The organism is Paenibacillus plantarum (assembly GCF_013141695.1).
Lineage (GTDB): Bacteria > Bacillota > Bacilli > Paenibacillales > NBRC-103111 > Paenibacillus_E > Paenibacillus_E plantarum.
The window spans coordinates 78,826-95,009 of sequence record NZ_WHNY01000005.1; the positions used below are offsets into that span (position 1 = coordinate 78,826).

Consider the following 16,184-nt stretch of genomic DNA (forward strand, 5'->3'; position numbering starts at 1 on the left):
GCATCAAATGATTGATTGGATTTCTACACATGCGACTTCGTTAATTGAAAGCTATGGGATTTTTGGTATTTTCATCGGCATGTTGTTGGAAAGTGCCTGTATTCCAATTCCAAGCGAAGTCATTATGTTATTTGGCGGTTTCTATATTCAACAAGGTTCGTTTAGTTACTTCGAGGTTGTGAGTGCGGGTGTAATCGGAAATCTAGTGGGTTCTATGCTCATTTATTGGGTAGGGGCTACAGGTGGTAGAGCATTGCTTATGAAGCATGGGAAATATGTCTGGATCAAGCCTGAGCATGTAAATAAAGCAGAGGCATGGTTTAGCCGGTATGGGGAATGGGCAGCTTTCTTTGGGCGCAATTTGCCCCTAATACGTACGTTCATATCCTTGCCAGCCGGAATCGCAAGAATGGAATTCTCACGATTCGTCCTCTTTACTTTCCTAGGTTGTTTGCCGTGGAATATGCTGCTAACCTACCTTGGATTTAAGCTCGGCGAGAATTGGCAGCAAGTTGAACCTTATATTCGACCTGTCAGCTACATCATGCTTGCCGCGATCATGATCTTCATCGTTAGACACATTTATAAGCTGACTTTCAAAGCGAGAAGATCGTAATCTTTCTCATCGTCCAGATGCACGAACTCTTTTATCACGATTTTCCATATACCATTGGAAGATCCAAACACTAAAGGTGAACCAGAATCCACTGGCAAAATAAGCGCCAACAACGTCACTCGGATAATGGACGCCGAGATAAATTCGGCTAATACCAATCATAAGTATCATCAGAATACTGAACAAAATGACGATCGTTCGGCCGCGTCTTGTAGGGACATGTCGCCACAGTAGAAAAGCAAGTGCGGCATACAGCGCAAAAGCCTCCATGGAATGGCCGCTGGGAAAGCTGTATCCCGTTTCTTGAATGAGCCTGTGAAGAGAAGGGCGCTCTCTTTGAAAAATCATTTTCAAAATCAAATTCAAGATGGCCGTCCCCGCCACAAGGATTAGAAATAGAACTAACTCTTGTCGGTGATGCAGGAATTTGAAGAAGAGAAATAGGCAGACTATTGAAATGACGATAACCACTGGCGTAGAGCCGATGAATGTAAAAGCATTCATAGCGGAAGTCAGCCAGGGTCTTTCCATGCCTTGAATCGAAGAGATCACGCTGCTGTCAAATTGTGCAATCGACTGCCCTTTTAACAGGGAAGCCACAACGGCAAAGCAAAGAACAGAAATAATGCTTAGAATAAGGAAAATAGTGACTTTTAATTTTGAGTTCATTGCCAAGTAAGCTCCAATTCTCTGATAAGTAAGATAAGGATAGTATAGCAAATTCAAGTCGTTAATATGTCGCCACGTAATATTTTGGGAACTTCAAGGGTAAGGAGAGATCAATAATGACTAATTCTACATCATCTACATTTAATCACATGAAACAATTGGCTGCCAAGGTTCCGGAAATTACGCTCTATTTTTGGATCACCAAACTGCTGACAACCGGCATGGGAGAAGTCGCCTCTGACTACCTGTTTGAGCACTTAAATCCACTGATTTCAGCTCCGCTTAGTGTTCTTATTTTCGTAGCAGCTATGATCTTACAGTTCAAAGTGCGCAAATATGTGCCAGGGGTTTACTGGCTAGTCGTCATCATGGTTAGCATTTTTGGCACAATGGCCGCGGACGTTGTGCGAGTAGGACTGGGCATTCCCTATATCGTTTCGACCATCTTCTTTGTAGCGGCGCTAGCTGCTATTCTCATCACTTGGTTTTACAAGGAAAAAACGTTATCGGTGCATAGTATTTTCACGCGTCGCCGTGAGATTTTCTATTGGCTGACGGTTCTAACGACATTTGCTCTTGGTACTTCTGCAGGAGATTTGACCGCGACGAGCATGCACTTGGGATACTTCACTTCCGGGCTGCTATTTACAGGTATGCTTGTCATTCCAGTTGTGGGGTATTTCATGTTTGGGATGAAAGAAATTTTCGCATTTTGGTTCGCGTATATCTTGACGCGCCCAGTAGGAGCCTCGTTTGCTGATTGGTTATCGGCCTCGCAAACTAATGGAGGAGTGGGCTTCGGCAGCGGTTCAGTTACGTTGGTATTAACAATATTCATTGTTATCTTAGTTGTATTTCGTGGCGGTTCTCCAGCGCTGTCACACGAAACCAAACCAGATGTCAAAGTTGCCTAAACATAATCAAACGACCTGCCATCATTAGGCAGGTTTTTGTAATTTCATTGTATTCTCATTTACTTCAGCTATAGTAGACAGAATAGTACGTGAAGGGAGATGCCGCTAATGAAGCGCATTTTATTAATAGAAGATGAAAAAAATCTCGTCCGATTCATCCAATTGGAACTCGAACACGAAGCTTTCATGGTGAAAGCTGCTTACGATGGGAAAACGGGCTTAGAACTGGCCCTTCAAGAAGATTGGGATCTGATACTTCTGGATATCATGCTGCCTCAAATGAACGGAATTGAGGTCTGTCGTCGAATCCGCGCTGCTCAAAAGACCCCTATCCTTATGCTTACAGCGAGAGATAGTGTCGAGGATCGTGTTTCTGGTTTAGACAGCGGTGCGGATGATTATATTCCGAAGCCTTTTGCCATTGAAGAGTTGTTAGCACGTATCAGGGCTATCTTTCGCCGCATGGAGCTTGAGGGAAATGTACAGCATGCACAGCTTACTTTTCAACATATAACGGTGGATTTGGATGCGAGGTTGGTTTATAAAGATAAGCAGCTCGTTGAACTGACGAAGCGGGAGTTCGATTTATTAGTCATGTTTATGAAAAATCATCATCTCGTTCTTACGCGTGATATGCTGCTGGACCAAGTATGGGGATTTGATTCCCTGGTGGAGACGAATGTGGTTGATGTGTATGTGAGATACGTACGCAACAAATTAGATCTAGATGGCGAAAATAGCTGTATTCAAACCGTTCGGGGAATAGGATACGTGATGCGATGAGAGGACGTTTAACGAGGTCAATTCAAAGTCTTCCTATCAAATGGAAGCTCATGCTGGGAGCTGCTTTGCTGATCTTTCTGCTATTTGCCTCCTATAATTTTGCGCAATATTTAGTACTGAAGCAGTGGATGATGAAACAAGAGGAAGATAAAATCCAAGTCAATATGGTACAGCTCCAAGACTATTTCCAGGATAAATTAGCTGCAACTAGCGACTTTCCTATTGCGGACAGCCAACTTTATATCGAGAAAATGTCGGGAAAAAACCAATTGGTGCGTATCCTCGACAAAGAGGGGAAGCCGCTAGTAGCCGTAGCGAACCATTTTGTAACGAACTGGGTTGTACCCAAGTCAGTGGTTATTCCAGAGCTTTACGACACGACGACGCACAAAGAAGATCATATTCTCATATACCGCAGTCCGTTAGTCGCGGGGAGTTTCGTTGGAACCATAGAGCTGGCGAGTAACTTGGAAACGTTCGATCACTTCAGTGACACCTTGCTATGGGTGATGCTGATCGGTGGTATTTTGGCGGTGTTTATCAGCGTGATCAGTGGTTTAGCGATTTCTAGGCAGTTTATGCGGCCGATACGAGCACTGGCGTCAACGATTCGCAGCGTCAAAGAGAAAGGACTTTCCGAACGTGTTACCGATATTCAAAATGGTGACGAGTTATCTAGCTTAGCCAAGCTATTTAATGAATTGATGAATCAACTTGAATTTTCTTTTCTTCAGCAAAAACAATTTGTAGAAGATGCCTCACATGAGCTGAGGACACCGATTACGATCGTGGAAGGCCATTTGTCTCTATTGAATCGGTGGGGGAAATCAGACCCTGCTGTTCTTGATGAATCCTTGGAGGCTTCCCTTCAAGAAGTTAGGCGTTTGAAAAAGTTGGTACAAGAGCTATTAACCTTAACGAAAGTAGAAGCCAATTTAATAAGTGATAGCATCACAGCAATCCAATTGGAGCCGCTCATTGCGGAAACGTTGAAACGCTTTGAAGTCATGCATGCTGAATTCGAATTTATTGCGAACACGGAAGCCATAAGAGACGTTATGCTACTGATGAATCCGTTGCATGTGGAGCAAATGCTGATGATCATTCTAGATAACGCAGTCAAATACGCGAGTTTGACGAAACGGATTGTAATTGAAGGGATTCGCCTGAAAAATGAGGTGCAAATCAGCGTACAAGATCATGGCATTGGGATTCCTGAAGCTGATTTACCATTCGTATTTGATCGTTTCTACAGGGTCGATAAAGCGAGAAATCGTGAGATTGCAGGTACGGGACTTGGTCTCGCGATAGCGAAGCAACTCGTTCTCAATTATCAAGGAAGCCTGGCGATATCGAGTGTGGAAGGTGAAGGAACACGTGTACAACTGACTTTCCCTCTCCATCAAATAGTAGATGCTTAGTTTCTCATTTTCCTCTCATGTTCATCAAGTAAAGTTTAGACGAAATAAGGAGTTCTCTCCTGAAATGTTGATGATGAAAGGTGGTTTCCATTTGCATGAACGCTAATCCTCGTGTACTAATTCTTACGGCTAGCTACGGGAATGGTCATCTACAGGCTTCCAAGGCCTTGTATCAGCAATTCATAGAGCAAGGAATAGAGCATGTGAAAATCGTTAACCTCATGAAAGAAGGGCATCCGTTCATCAATTTAATTACGACGACACTGATTAACACCAGTGTGAGAAGTTCACGCTTTGGTCTTGATTACTATGGCTGGTGCTATTACTTAACTCGTGAAACGAAGCAGACCGCGCTCTTTCAGAAATCGATGACCTATTTAGGTCAAAAGAAATTAAAAGAGCTCATTCAGGAAGAGCAACCTGATGTGGTCGTTAATACATTTCCCTTTGGGGCGGCTCCTGAAGTGTGCAGCTCCATGGGGATTCAGAACTTCACCGTACTTACGGATTATGCTTTGCATGCGAGTTGGCTGCATCCGAGTGTCGATAAATATTATGTGGCTACAGAGGAATTAAAGCAGCAAATTGTTTTTCATGGCGTTAATAAGGAACGCGTAGAGGTAAGTGGCATTCCAATTCGTCAAGAATTTGCTATGGAAAGTTCAATAGCTCGAGGTCGCAAAGGAAATCTCATTCTCATCATGGCAACCGATAACAGCGTAAATGGCTATATGGAGGACATGATTAGCGCCCTAGCCATGTTTGCTCAATTTCGTTTGGTTGTCATTTGTGGTCACAATGAGAAGTTACGTCAGAGACTACTTGAAATATTTGCAACGAACCCAGGTATTTGCATATTAGGATATGTCGACAACGTGCACGAATGGATGTCACAAGCTGCCTGTATCATAACGAAAGCGGGAGGATTGACTATCACCGAGGCCATTGTCCTTCGGTTGCCACTTTTCATTTATAGGCCGCATGCAGGACAGGAAAAAGAGAATGCTTTATACCTCTCGAGTCGGGGAATGGCCTCGATTTCGAATAGCCTAGAGGAATTAGTCTCGAATATGGATTATTTATTCCGACATCCAAGCCTATATGAAGAGGTAAGAAAACGTATGGCAGAGATGCAACGAAGTCAAGCAGCTGCTCATATCGTCAGTGATATTACACATAGATTGGCTAGGGAAGCGATCCCATTGTCGATCTAGAAGTTACGTAGGAGGGCCCAGATGAGGATACATGTACACAACAGCCATTATGGATCGCATATCATATGGACGATACTTATCGGACTTCTAGTCTATACAATTATACCGACAGCCATTGTTCGATTAGGTGGTTTTAGCGCTTATCGTAAAGGGAAGGGAGTAACCGGGATTGCGCTGACGTTTGATGATGGGCCAGATCCGGCATTCACACCTCAACTTTTAGATATATTAAAATTACATGGCATTCAAGCGACTTTTTTTATACTTGGTGCTAAAGCGGAGAAATATCCGGAAATCATCAGAAGGATGCATGCAGAAGGACACTTGATAGGCATTCATAATTATAGGCATTGGACCAATGCTGTACTGACCCCGAAAAAGGTAAGAAAGCAATTGCAAGATACCGTAAACGTGATCGACGCCATATTGGGAATCAAGCCGATCTATTATCGACCGCCGTGGGGGATTATTAACATATTTGATTTTCTGCGTATGAAACAATTTCGACTCGTATTATGGTCCTTAATGGTTGGCGATTGGCGATGCAGCGGTGGGACAGATAGGATCAAGAAAAAGCTGTTTGCAAGGCTGCAAAATAACGACATCATCGTGCTGCACGATAGTGGACAGACATTAGGGGCGAATCCATACGCACCGATGTACATGTTGGAAGCATTGAAGGAATTCGTGGAAGAATGCAGAAAGCAAGGTATTCCTTTTATGCGAATTGATCAAAGAATGCAGTTGGATGATCAAACGACGATTCACCCAATAGATCTATCTAGCCTAAAAGCTTGAGTATCCCCTTCAAAATACGAATATAAAATAACGGCAGACTAGACCTTGTAAAGGCCATAGACTGCCGTTTTAGTTTTTTTGGAAGCTATGTTAAGTCTCGTATAAAATGCGTCCTGTCTGCGATAAATCATATCCTTGGATAGGACGCAGCTCTTTATGGAAGGATTCCGATTGCAAAATTTGCTTGACACGTTCAATCCATGCAAGGTTTTGTGGTTTTTTTAACATGACAAGATCATATCGCTCTTGAATAAGCGGAATGAATTCAACGCCATTAACCATAGAGGCAGCTTTCTCTATCCCCACACCGAAATCAGCTTCACCTGTAGCAACTTTACCAGCCACGCCTAAGTGATTCGATTCCTCCTGCTCATAACCATGTAGCAGTTGTTGTGGAATTCCATGAAGTCGGAGTTGTTCATCTAATAGAACACGTGCACCAGAGCCTTTTTCACGATTTACCAATCGAAGTCCAGGCTTCTTGAGATCAGCCCAACCATGTAATTGTTTAGGATTTCCCGGTTGAACGTATAGACCAGCCGATCGTGACAAGAGATTCACAACAATGTACGAAGAACCAATCAGTAATTTTCGGATAAAAGGAAGGTTATACTCACCTGTGTCTCCATCCAGCAGATGCGTGCTGACAATATCGGATTCGCCCTTGTACATGGAGATTAGACTGTCCATACTACCAACAAACGAACGAAGTGGTCTGTAATGAGATATATTTTTTTCGATATGTTTGGCTAAAATGTCCAAGCTAACATCTTGTCCAGTTATCACAAGAGAGCGACTGGAAGATGAAACGGCTTGGAAAGAAGGATTAGTAATTGGTTCGACATACTCACTTTTAATCGTAGAGACCATACCATCTTTTGCACGTGTTTTATAGGCTTCAAGATCCGATGCATCCACACGCATCTGTTTGCCAACACGGTAAGCGGGTAGATCGCCTTTTTTTATTAAATCATAAACAGTTAGTTTGGATATTTTCAAAAGTTTAGAAATTTCTTCCGTTGTATAGGACATGTCAGCTGTCATTGTAAACCTCCATAAGCTTGTCTTCTATAAAAGTAGCGTAGATTTACTCCTGCATCCGTACGGAACCACCATCATCTATCATAAGCTGATAAATAGGGTATTTCAATCCTGTTGTTTACTAATTAATTCTGGTTTTATATAATGATCAGTAATTGTATAATTCTATTTATAATCAAATAGATATAAATTTAACCTTGGAGGGGACGTAATGTTAAGTTTAAGAAGGTTTAGTTATGTTTTATCTTGTTTTGTTGTCGCAACCATGATCATCACAGGTTGCTCCAGCCAAAAGGAACAACCCGCAGTAAGTACAACACCAACACAGGCAACTGTGGCACCTACAGCAACACCAGTGCCGGCCGAGAAAGTAGAGCTGACTATATCGGCAGCTGCAAGCTTAACGGATGCATTTAAAGAAATTCAAACCAACTATGAGACCAAAAACAAACAAATTAAACTGAACTTTAACTTTGGAGCTTCAGGGGCGCTGCAACAGCAAATCGAACAAGGTGCACCTGCGGACTTATTCTTTTCGGCAGCAACCAAAAATATGAAGACCCTAGTCGACAAGCAATTGATCGAACCAACACAACAAAAAAACTTGTTAATCAATGAACTAGTCGTCGTAGTTCCAGCGGATGGTAAAGTAGCCATTCAAAAAGCAGAAGACTTAACAAATGAAAATATCAAACACTTGGCAGTTGGAGAACCCCAGACCGTTCCTGCTGGCAGCTACGCCAAAGAGGCTTTGACTAACGTGAAACTGTGGGACACACTTCAAGCCAAAATCGTACAGGGCAAAGATGTACGCCAAGTACTTACCTATGTAGAGTCTGGGAATGCGGAAGCAGGTTTTGTTTATAAAACGGATGCGATGACTTCCAAAAGTGTCAAAGTAGCATTCAGTGTTGATCCAAAATCGTACACACCGATTGAATACCCAGCTGGTATTGTAAAAGCAACAAAACATAGCAAAGAAACGGCTGACTTCTACGCTTATCTTCAAACGAAAGAAGCACAAGATGTATTCGTCAAATACGGATTTTCTATTCCTAAATGAGGATGGAACAGATTAATTGGACAGAATTTGTTTCACCGATCCTACTTTCGTTAAAGGTATCCGTTGTATCCAGCATCTTCGTTCTGTTCATAGGGGGAATAGCAGCTTGGGGAATGTCGCGGCGTAAGTTTCGTGGAAAGACGTTGCTTGAAACGGCCATTCTTCTGCCGCTAGTGCTCCCTCCGACAGTTGTAGGCTTTATCTTATTAGTCCTATTGGGCAAAAAGAGTTGGATTGGTTACCTAATGGAGAGATTTTTCGATCAGTCTATTATATTTACATGGGGGGCTGCTGTGATCGCATCGATCGTGGTGGCTTTTCCATTAGTTTATCAAACGATGAGAACAGGGTTCTCACTAGTCAGCAAAGATTTGGAGGACTCGGGGAGATCCATCGGTGCAAATGAGTGGCAAGTTCTACGCTACATAACCTTGCCTTTGGCGTGGCGTTCTGTCACGGCAGCTTACATTCTTGGATTTGCTAGAGGGCTGGGGGAATTCGGTGCCACACTTATGATTGCGGGCAACATCCCTCACAAAACCCAAACTTTGCCTACCGCCATCTATATCGCTGTTGAATCAGGTAATCAAACTCTTGCCTGGTGCTGGGCAGCAGCTATCATATTCATCTCATTCGGGCTCATGTTTATCGCAAACCACAGAGCTAGAGATTAATAAGAAAATGAAGTTGGATTTGCTTCGCATAGCCTACGGGGAATTTAATATGAAGTAATTCGGCGTTCACTCAAATGAGTGAACTTTTTTCATTCCAAAGCTTATTTAGCGCTTCATCGTTGTGCCGTGTTCAGATTTCGCATATGCGTGGAAGGAAACCGCCGATTTACACGCGGGTAGCCGCTGTTCTACACTTTCTTATGAATCACTTTGACAGAGTAGGTGTAGAAGAAGGGGGAAAGACGAATGACTATTTTCAGTTTTGAAAGCGGTATCCCAGCTTGTTTTGCCTGTGACAGGCATTCTCGCTTGTCCATTACGAATCAGTACTATAAGGATGGCAACTATAGCTTGCAGTGGGATTATACAGAAAATTCATCCGTGATCGTCACGGAGTCGATAGGGTATCGTCCATTTCAGGAAGGTACGAAGGATCAGGCGCGCGACTCGTTTACGATCTGGATCTATAACGCTGCTCCAGTAGAGGGCGAACTTGTATTCGAGTTCGGGCGCGGTGGGCAAGCGGTAGACTGCTCCTTTCAATTTGGGTTGAATTTCAGTGGTTGGCGAACCGCTTGGGTTGCTTATGAAAGGGATATGACGGGTATCCCTCACCCAGAAATGGATACGGTTACAATTCGTATGCCAAGGGGCGTACAGCCAGGAACGTTGTTCATCGATCAGATGATGTTGAACACGCCGATCGATCCTAGGTTTCATACAAGGGATTTCCAGGTGCCGTTGGTAAACCTTCGCGCCGATGTATCTGCAAACGCACACTGGCTCGCGTTATGTGCGTTTGAACATTTGGCTCCGAAGCATGCGATCCCTTCAGCGGTCATGCAGGAAGAGAAAGAGGCTTTTGAGCTGATGAACGAGCGATTCGAGGCGCTCTTCTTCAAGGAACGGAGCGTGTTGAAGGATGAGATCGCGTTGCTTCAGCAGCGTTTCGCCGAGTATGGGATCGCGCGCAAAGGTGGAATTCTCACAGGCCGTCCGATCGAGCTGTTCTTCGATCATTATCCGCCTCCGTTAAAGGAGGAGCTGAAACTCCTTTCCAACGGTGTACCGCTGAGTAAGATTACTCAGTTCCTGCTGGAAACGGCTGTCTGTTTCCGGTCTTGCGAGGAGGCGGAACAGCGAGCTGATCTGCAGGCAATGTTTATAACAGTACTGGACCATATGGAGGATCAAGGCTGGACGTACGGCAGCTCGCAAGGAACCGTCCATCATTTTGGCTATAACTTTCGTGATTATTATCCTGCCGCTTTTCTTATGAGAGCTGAGCTTCAAGAGGCGGGAATCCTGGAGCGTACACAGCGGACGATGCGCTGGTTCAGCGGCGTGGGCCGCACACATACGCCTCTTGCAGAAGTAGAAGGCAACATCGACATCTACAACACGACGCTGCACGGGATGCTCGCTTCCTTGCTTATCATGGACGACACACCTGAAAAAGTACGGGACCTGAAAGCGTTCCGCGATTGGCTCTCCCAGTCGTTATTGCCTGCTCCAGGTTTGCGTGCAGCGTATAAAATCGACGGGTCTGCCTATCATCACGTGAATCATTACCCTGCCTATGCGGTAGGCGGCTTTCAAGGCGTGACACCGTTGATGTACGTATTGAAAGGTACCCCGTTCCGTATAAGCCAAGAAGCACATGAGACGATACGCAAAGCCCTTCTCTCTATGCGGCTGTACAGCAACAAGCGGGAATGGCTGATCTCCTTATCTGCACGACATCCTACAGGCAAATGGGCGCTAGATCCGGAGCCTTATGCTTTTCTAGCTGAGAGCGGCTCACCTGATGGTCGCAGCGAGGTAGATACAGAAGTCGCTGCAGCTTACCTGCGGCTGCTAGACCCAGGAGAGCGAACGGAAGCGGCACATCGCTTTAAAGAAGCGGGTATTGTACAGGAACCAGAACCGAACGGTCACTGGACGATGAACTACGCCGCGCTGGCCATTCATCGGCGTGATTCCTGGCTTGCCGGCATGCGCGGGCACAGCCGTTATTTGTGGGCGAACGAAACGTATGTGAACGCGAATCTGTACGGCCGTTACATTTCCCACGGTCATCTCCAGATTATGGGCCGTGGGGAGCCGGTCAATCATCAAGATAGCGGCTATCAGCAGGAAGGTTGGGATTGGAATAGATGGCCGGGGACGACAACCGTGCATAAGCCGCTAGAGGAGCTGCGCGCTAACGTTTGCAATGTAGATACATTCAGCGGCTTTGAGGAAATGCTCCTTTCGGATGAGACCTTTGCAGGCGGACTTCATTTGGAAGGGCACAACGGGATGTTTGCCATGAAGCTTCATGAGCATGCCAAATATGAGGGAAGTCATCGAGCGCGCAAGTCGGCGTTTTTCTTCGATAATCGCATTATTTGCTTGGGTTCTGGCATCGAAAACGATAATGAAGCCTGTGTGACAGAAACGACGCTGTTTCAGAATCATTTGCCTATCATGGAAGATCCGCTCTGGATTGACGAAGCGGCGCCGATTTATGATTTCCCTTATTTCCAAAAAAAGCAATTAGACAATCCCGCATGGATATTGGACAATAAAGGAAACGGGTATTATGTGCCAGCCGGACAGACGGTTTCTGTCTCGAAAGCAACACAACATTCCAAGCATCAATCAACAGATGTTGATACACAAGGTGATTTTGCTGCAGCATGGCTGGATCATGGGACTTCACCGAATGAGGGCAGCTACGAATACGCGATCCTGGTTGATACGGATTGCGGACAGGTTCAGCGCTTTTATGAGCAGATGGCGCATTCGGATACAGCCCCTTATAAGGTGCTGCGTCGGGATCGATCAGCACATGTGGTGTTCGATGCAGAGAGCTGTACAACTGCATACGCGCTGTTCGAGGCGGACGATTGTCTGGGGATCGGGTACGTGATGGCAGTTGATACGCCTGCGATGGTCATGATTCGCGAGGAAGGCGGAACATTGACGATGAGTGCGGTAGATCCGGATCTTCGTTTATATGAAGGAATCGAAACGGATCAATACGATAGAAGCGGGATTCAGAAAGAAGTCAGTGTTTATTCACGCAAGTGGGTGCATGCAGAAAGCATAGCCCATGCCATGAGAATTACGCTAAAAGGACAGTGGATGCTTTCGTCACCTGAACAGGGGATTCAAGTTCTGACAGGTGAGGGGGATTGCAGTGTCGTTGAGCTAATTTGCCAAGATGGAATGCCAAAGGAACTTGTCTTGGTTCCATGCGTTTAAACGTTTAGGAACGGTCAAACAAAATCGAGATGGGGGCGAAAAGATGAAAACGGCAATTAACCAACTACCGGTCTTTTATCGTTATCTTTTTTCCTACATGGCGCTATTTTTGCTTCCGCTGCTTGTATTAGGGGTGACTGGCTACTATCAGCTGGTTCATATCGTTGGCGGCGATGTAGAAAGGAATAATCAGGCGCTTCTTAATGAATTGCAGGATGGGATGGATCAGAAGATGATCCTGTTGAATCGGATTGCAGGTCAATTAGAAGGTGTATCTGAGCTATCTCCCTATGTACTGACTCATGATTATTTCAACGTTTATCAAGGTAAGAAAGTGCTGGAAAGCAAGGTTGTAGATGAGAGCATCCGAGAGATTGCGCTCTATATTCGGGGGACCGATTTTCTGCTTTCATCGACAAGTATTTATAAGGTCAATGCATTCATTGGTGAATTTTATCAGTATAAGCAGTGGACCTCCGTGCAGTTTAACGATGACATGAATCTTTTGACAGCCCCTCGGCTCAGGCCAGCGGAGGACGTTAAAATCTCAGGAATTCCCGATCAGCGGCTTGTTAGCTACATCGTGCCGATTCCGATTAACAGTCTACACCCTTACGGTACGGTACTTTTCATATTAAAAGAAAACGAGCTGCTCAAGAGTCTGCCGGTACCGGATGGCAACGCCATTGTGTTCGACCAATATGGGCGTGTCATAGCGGCTCAAACGCCTACTGACTACTTGCAAGATCCCGATTTCTTCGGCCAAATCGTGAATGGCAATGCCAAATCTCAGGATGTTACGATTCAGCATATTACCTATGCAGCCTCTTACAAGAAATCGGACAAAAGTGGGTTTACTTACGTCACGATGCTTCCTAAATCTACCTTGATGGCGCCGATTAACCGAGCCATTTGGCAGTGGGGAACCTGGATGGCTGTCATTTTCCTTGCAGGCTGTGTGCTCGTCTATGTGCTCATGATCTTTAATTATAATCCGGTTAAAAGGCTAGCTGCGCTTGTGGAGACGATTCGGGGTCAGTCACTCCGCAGAGCGAACGTCTTTGAAATGATCGGTAACGTCATTCATGATATGGCTGATTCGAACCGAAACCTAGGGCTGAAGCTGGAAGCCAATCGTTCAGCTGTTATGGAGCACTTGCTTGCCAGTTTATTGAAAGGCGAGTTCGCTTCAGTCGAAGCTTTAAATGTACAGGGGCAAGAGATTGGGTTCCTGCTTCCTTACCCAGAAACCGCTGTGTTAATGTTGGAATTCCCGGCTTCTTTTGTACCGATGAAAGGCAGGCTGCATGAAGAGGTGGAAGCCTGGTTCGGCGGGCAAATTGTCGGGTACCGCAAAGAAAGTCTCGAAGATCGCCGGATGCTGTTTATTGTATCCTCAGGCTGTTCGCCGGAAGCTTGGAGGGAGTGGCTGGATCAGATGCATGAGCATCTGACAGCCGTGTTCCAAGCTCCCATCACGATGGGAGTGGGCAACCGATATGCGGAGTTGGTGCAAGCGGGCCGTTCGTATCTGGAGGCTTCAACAGCGATCGATTATAAACTGATCAAAGGCAATCAGCGGGTCATTTTCTTCGATGGACTGCTCGTGCACGACCATGCCGACCTATTAAGCCCCAGAAGAGTGCTGGAGGACTTGGAAATCGTGCTACAGCATGGAAACGCAGGCCGAGTCGCCGAAACCGTCCATCAAATTGGCATGCGGATGAAACAGAGTGGACTTACGCTGTTTGTTGCTAGAGAGCTCTGTTACGATATGATTCGTAAGTTTATTGCCTACGCGGATAAACGCAATTCAGGCGGGGCAACCGCCAGCTTTCCCGACGTGCTGACGCTGACTGAGTATATGACATTGGATGAAATCGTGGATCTTCTGACGACCGCCTGTGCGACCTTCTGTGATTTGCTTGAATCGAAGAAGCCGGCGAATCCATCCGCAATGATCCAGCAAATCACGCAGTACATTTCACGGCATTGTGGGGAATATGATTTTTCTGTGCAGAGGATCGCCGAGCATTTCTCGTTATCTTTATCGTATTTGAGCAGATATTTCAAGGAACAGACGGGCAGGACCATCATGGACTACATGAATGAGGTCCGAATCGATCATGCCAAACGACTACTTAAGGCAGAGGATTTCTCCGTCAAAGATATTGTTCAGCAAATTGGCTATAGTGATGTGTCTAGCTTTATTCGCAAGTTCAAACAGACCGTTGGTGTCACACCGGGTGAGTATCGGAAACAGCATCGATGATGGCATGATCTTCACCCCGGCTAAATGGAAAACATACAGTTAATTCTCGCGAATTCCTCCGAATTTCACGGTTAGATGGATTATATGTTGTTAAATCATCGAATTTCATTCGTATTCTCTTGAAATCTTGAAATTACATGGATGATTTCCAGTTAAATCACTGAAACACGAATTAGACGTGAAATTAGATGTACAAAATACAGTTACTCTAGTGTTTGGTCCACGGCTGCCCGCATCCCTGGAGAAGAACGCCAACGTAGCTGCCGTATACTAAAAGGGACGTACTTCTCAAGTACAGTCCCTTTTCTTGTATTTCTCCATAAACGCTCTGTCCTTGAAGGACGGCGGAGGCGTTTTTTACCATTTCGTATTGAAATCGGCATATAGACAAGTTAAAAATGACTTATTCTTGGCCGAATTAGGCCAATATCAAGAATGGCATAGTCCATGTAGCGATCTCACTTATATACGGACGGTCTAAAAGGGTGGTACAAATGAGACATGAAGAATGAATATTACCAAATGGTCAACAGCTAGCGGAGGTGAATGGACAACATGACACAACAACAAATTTTTAAGCGTATCATCCGTAACTATGATTTATATTTACTGCTTTTGCCTACGCTGGCCTATTTCATTATTTTCCACTATCTCCCGATGTACGGGCTCCAAATTGCTTTCAAAAATTTCAACCCGGTAAAAGGCATCATGGGAAGCGCGTGGGTAGGATTCGATAACTTCGAGCGATTTTTTGAATCGTACCAGCTTGTTACCATTATTAGAAATACGCTGGGCATTTCTATCTATGAATTGCTTGTCGCATTTCCGGCACCGATCATTCTCGCACTGATGATCAATCAGTTAACGAGCGAAAGATTCAAACGTTTTGTGCAAACGGTTACGTATGCGCCACATTTCATTTCTACTGTTGTCGTAGTCGGTATCGTATATCTACTGCTATCACCTAAAACAGGTGCGGTCAACAGCTTACTCGGGATATTTGGCATCAAGCCAATCTTCTTTATGGGGAGTGCTGAATGGTTTAAAACTGTTTTCGTGTTCTCTGGTGTATGGCAAAGCGTTGGTTGGGGGACGATTATTTACTTGGCAGCCTTAACTGCCGTCAACCCAGATCTGCATGAAGCGGCAACCGTTGACGGTGCGTCCAAGCTGCAGCGTATCTACCACGTGGATATTCCATCCATCATGCCGACGGTTATCATTATGCTAATCATGAATATGGGCCATATGATGAGCGTTGGATTCGAGAAAGTGTATCTGATGCAAAATCAGCTCAACATTGACTCGTCGGAGACTATTCAGACGTACGTCTATAAAGCCGGACTTGTACAGGGGCAGTACAGCTACTCCGCAGCCATAGGGCTGTTCAATACCGTGATTAACTTTATTCTGCTGATCAGCGTGAACAAAATCGCAAAATCGTTAAAACAAACTAGCTTGTGGTAAGGA

The 16,184-nt window shown here is 45.0% G+C and carries 13 protein-coding genes; 11 read left to right on the forward strand and 2 right to left on the reverse strand.

All coding sequences use genetic code 11. The features are described 5' to 3' along the window. The first annotated feature begins 7 nt into the window (after window positions 1–7). Window positions 8–616 carry a DedA family protein gene (locus GC096_RS01690; RefSeq protein WP_171628720.1) on the forward strand — a complete coding sequence of 203 codons (609 nt, stop codon included), beginning with the start codon at window positions 8–10 and terminating at the stop codon, window positions 614–616. A 6-nt stretch (window positions 617–622) separates the two neighbouring features. Here GC096_RS01690 and GC096_RS01695 read toward each other — a convergent pair whose 3' ends face one another. Further along, window positions 623–1,285 carry a phosphatase PAP2 family protein gene (locus tag GC096_RS01695; RefSeq protein WP_171628578.1) on the reverse strand — a complete coding sequence of 221 codons (663 nt, stop codon included), beginning with the start codon at window positions 1,283–1,285 and terminating at the stop codon, window positions 623–625. A 116-nt stretch (window positions 1,286–1,401) separates the two neighbouring features. Between GC096_RS01695 and GC096_RS01700 the strand changes: the two genes are divergently transcribed. The 5 genes from GC096_RS01700 to GC096_RS01720 all read left to right on the forward strand — a co-directional run bounded on the left by GC096_RS01700 (window position 1,402) and on the right by GC096_RS01720 (window position 6,415). After that, window positions 1,402–2,199, forward strand: coding sequence for a COG4705 family protein (locus tag GC096_RS01700; RefSeq protein WP_171628579.1), 798 nt, complete (start codon window positions 1,402–1,404; stop codon window positions 2,197–2,199). A gap of 108 nt (window positions 2,200–2,307) precedes the next feature. Continuing rightward, the gene (locus tag GC096_RS01705) at window positions 2,308–2,982 is read left to right on the forward strand and encodes a response regulator transcription factor (protein ID WP_171628580.1); all 675 of its coding nucleotides are present in this window, start codon (window positions 2,308–2,310) and stop codon (window positions 2,980–2,982) included. After that, window positions 2,979–4,403, forward strand: coding sequence for a HAMP domain-containing sensor histidine kinase (locus tag GC096_RS01710; RefSeq protein WP_171628581.1), 1,425 nt, complete (start codon window positions 2,979–2,981; stop codon window positions 4,401–4,403). Before GC096_RS01705 ends, GC096_RS01710 begins: the two co-directional genes overlap by 4 nt. A 95-nt stretch (window positions 4,404–4,498) precedes the next feature. Further along, the gene (locus tag GC096_RS01715) at window positions 4,499–5,617 is read left to right on the forward strand and encodes an MGDG synthase family glycosyltransferase (RefSeq protein ID WP_171628582.1); all 1,119 of its coding nucleotides are present in this window, start codon (window positions 4,499–4,501) and stop codon (window positions 5,615–5,617) included. 21 nt (window positions 5,618–5,638) lie between these two features. Then, on the forward strand, window positions 5,639–6,415 hold the full coding sequence (locus GC096_RS01720; RefSeq protein WP_171628583.1) for a polysaccharide deacetylase family protein: 777 nt from the start codon (window positions 5,639–5,641) through the stop codon (window positions 6,413–6,415). Window positions 6,416–6,505: 90 nt separating this feature from the next. On the opposite strand, the gene GC096_RS01725 is transcribed toward GC096_RS01720, so the two are convergent. Beyond that, window positions 6,506–7,459: a substrate-binding domain-containing protein gene (locus GC096_RS01725; RefSeq protein ID WP_171628584.1), complete on the reverse strand. Its 954-nt coding sequence runs from the start codon at window positions 7,457–7,459 to the stop codon at window positions 6,506–6,508. 208 nt (window positions 7,460–7,667) lie between these two features. Between GC096_RS01725 and modA the strand changes: the two genes are divergently transcribed. From modA to GC096_RS01750, 5 genes are all read left to right on the forward strand, one after another. After that, on the forward strand, window positions 7,668–8,519 hold the full coding sequence (gene modA, locus GC096_RS01730) for a molybdate ABC transporter substrate-binding protein (RefSeq protein WP_171628585.1): 852 nt from the start codon (window positions 7,668–7,670) through the stop codon (window positions 8,517–8,519). Between the two features lie 2 nt (window positions 8,520–8,521). Then, window positions 8,522–9,193, forward strand: coding sequence for a molybdate ABC transporter permease subunit (modB, locus tag GC096_RS01735; RefSeq protein WP_171628586.1), 672 nt, complete (start codon window positions 8,522–8,524; stop codon window positions 9,191–9,193). A 246-nt stretch (window positions 9,194–9,439) separates the two neighbouring features. Then, window positions 9,440–12,442: a chondroitinase family polysaccharide lyase gene (locus GC096_RS01740; protein WP_171628587.1), complete on the forward strand. Its 3,003-nt coding sequence runs from the start codon at window positions 9,440–9,442 to the stop codon at window positions 12,440–12,442. A 43-nt stretch (window positions 12,443–12,485) separates the two neighbouring features. Then, a complete protein-coding gene (locus GC096_RS01745; RefSeq protein WP_171628588.1) occupies window positions 12,486–14,714 on the forward strand; it encodes a helix-turn-helix domain-containing protein in 2,229 nt (742 codons plus the stop codon). 555 nt (window positions 14,715–15,269) lie between these two features. Then, window positions 15,270–16,181 carry an ABC transporter permease gene (locus tag GC096_RS01750; protein WP_171628589.1) on the forward strand — a complete coding sequence of 304 codons (912 nt, stop codon included), beginning with the start codon at window positions 15,270–15,272 and terminating at the stop codon, window positions 16,179–16,181. The last annotated feature ends 3 nt before the right edge of the window (window positions 16,182–16,184 follow it).

Coding starts and splice junctions, on each gene's coding strand:
- GC096_RS01710 (WP_171628581.1), top strand. CDS start 2,979: ATGAGAGGACGTTTAACGAGGTCAATTCAAAGTCTTCCTATCAAATGG.
- modB (WP_171628586.1), top strand. CDS start 8,522: ATGGAACAGATTAATTGGACAGAATTTGTTTCACCGATCCTACTTTCG.
- GC096_RS01720 (WP_171628583.1), top strand. CDS start 5,639: ATGAGGATACATGTACACAACAGCCATTATGGATCGCATATCATATGG.
- GC096_RS01700 (WP_171628579.1), top strand. CDS start 1,402: ATGACTAATTCTACATCATCTACATTTAATCACATGAAACAATTGGCT.
- GC096_RS01725 (WP_171628584.1), bottom strand. CDS start 7,459: ATGACAGCTGACATGTCCTATACAACGGAAGAAATTTCTAAACTTTTG.
- GC096_RS01750 (WP_171628589.1), top strand. CDS start 15,270: ATGACACAACAACAAATTTTTAAGCGTATCATCCGTAACTATGATTTA.
- GC096_RS01705 (WP_171628580.1), top strand. CDS start 2,308: ATGAAGCGCATTTTATTAATAGAAGATGAAAAAAATCTCGTCCGATTC.
- GC096_RS01715 (WP_171628582.1), top strand. CDS start 4,499: ATGAACGCTAATCCTCGTGTACTAATTCTTACGGCTAGCTACGGGAAT.
- GC096_RS01695 (WP_171628578.1), bottom strand. CDS start 1,285: ATGAACTCAAAATTAAAAGTCACTATTTTCCTTATTCTAAGCATTATT.
- GC096_RS01690 (WP_171628720.1), top strand. CDS start 8: ATGATTGATTGGATTTCTACACATGCGACTTCGTTAATTGAAAGCTAT.
- modA (WP_171628585.1), top strand. CDS start 7,668: ATGTTAAGTTTAAGAAGGTTTAGTTATGTTTTATCTTGTTTTGTTGTC.
- GC096_RS01740 (WP_171628587.1), top strand. CDS start 9,440: ATGACTATTTTCAGTTTTGAAAGCGGTATCCCAGCTTGTTTTGCCTGT.
- GC096_RS01745 (WP_171628588.1), top strand. CDS start 12,486: ATGAAAACGGCAATTAACCAACTACCGGTCTTTTATCGTTATCTTTTT.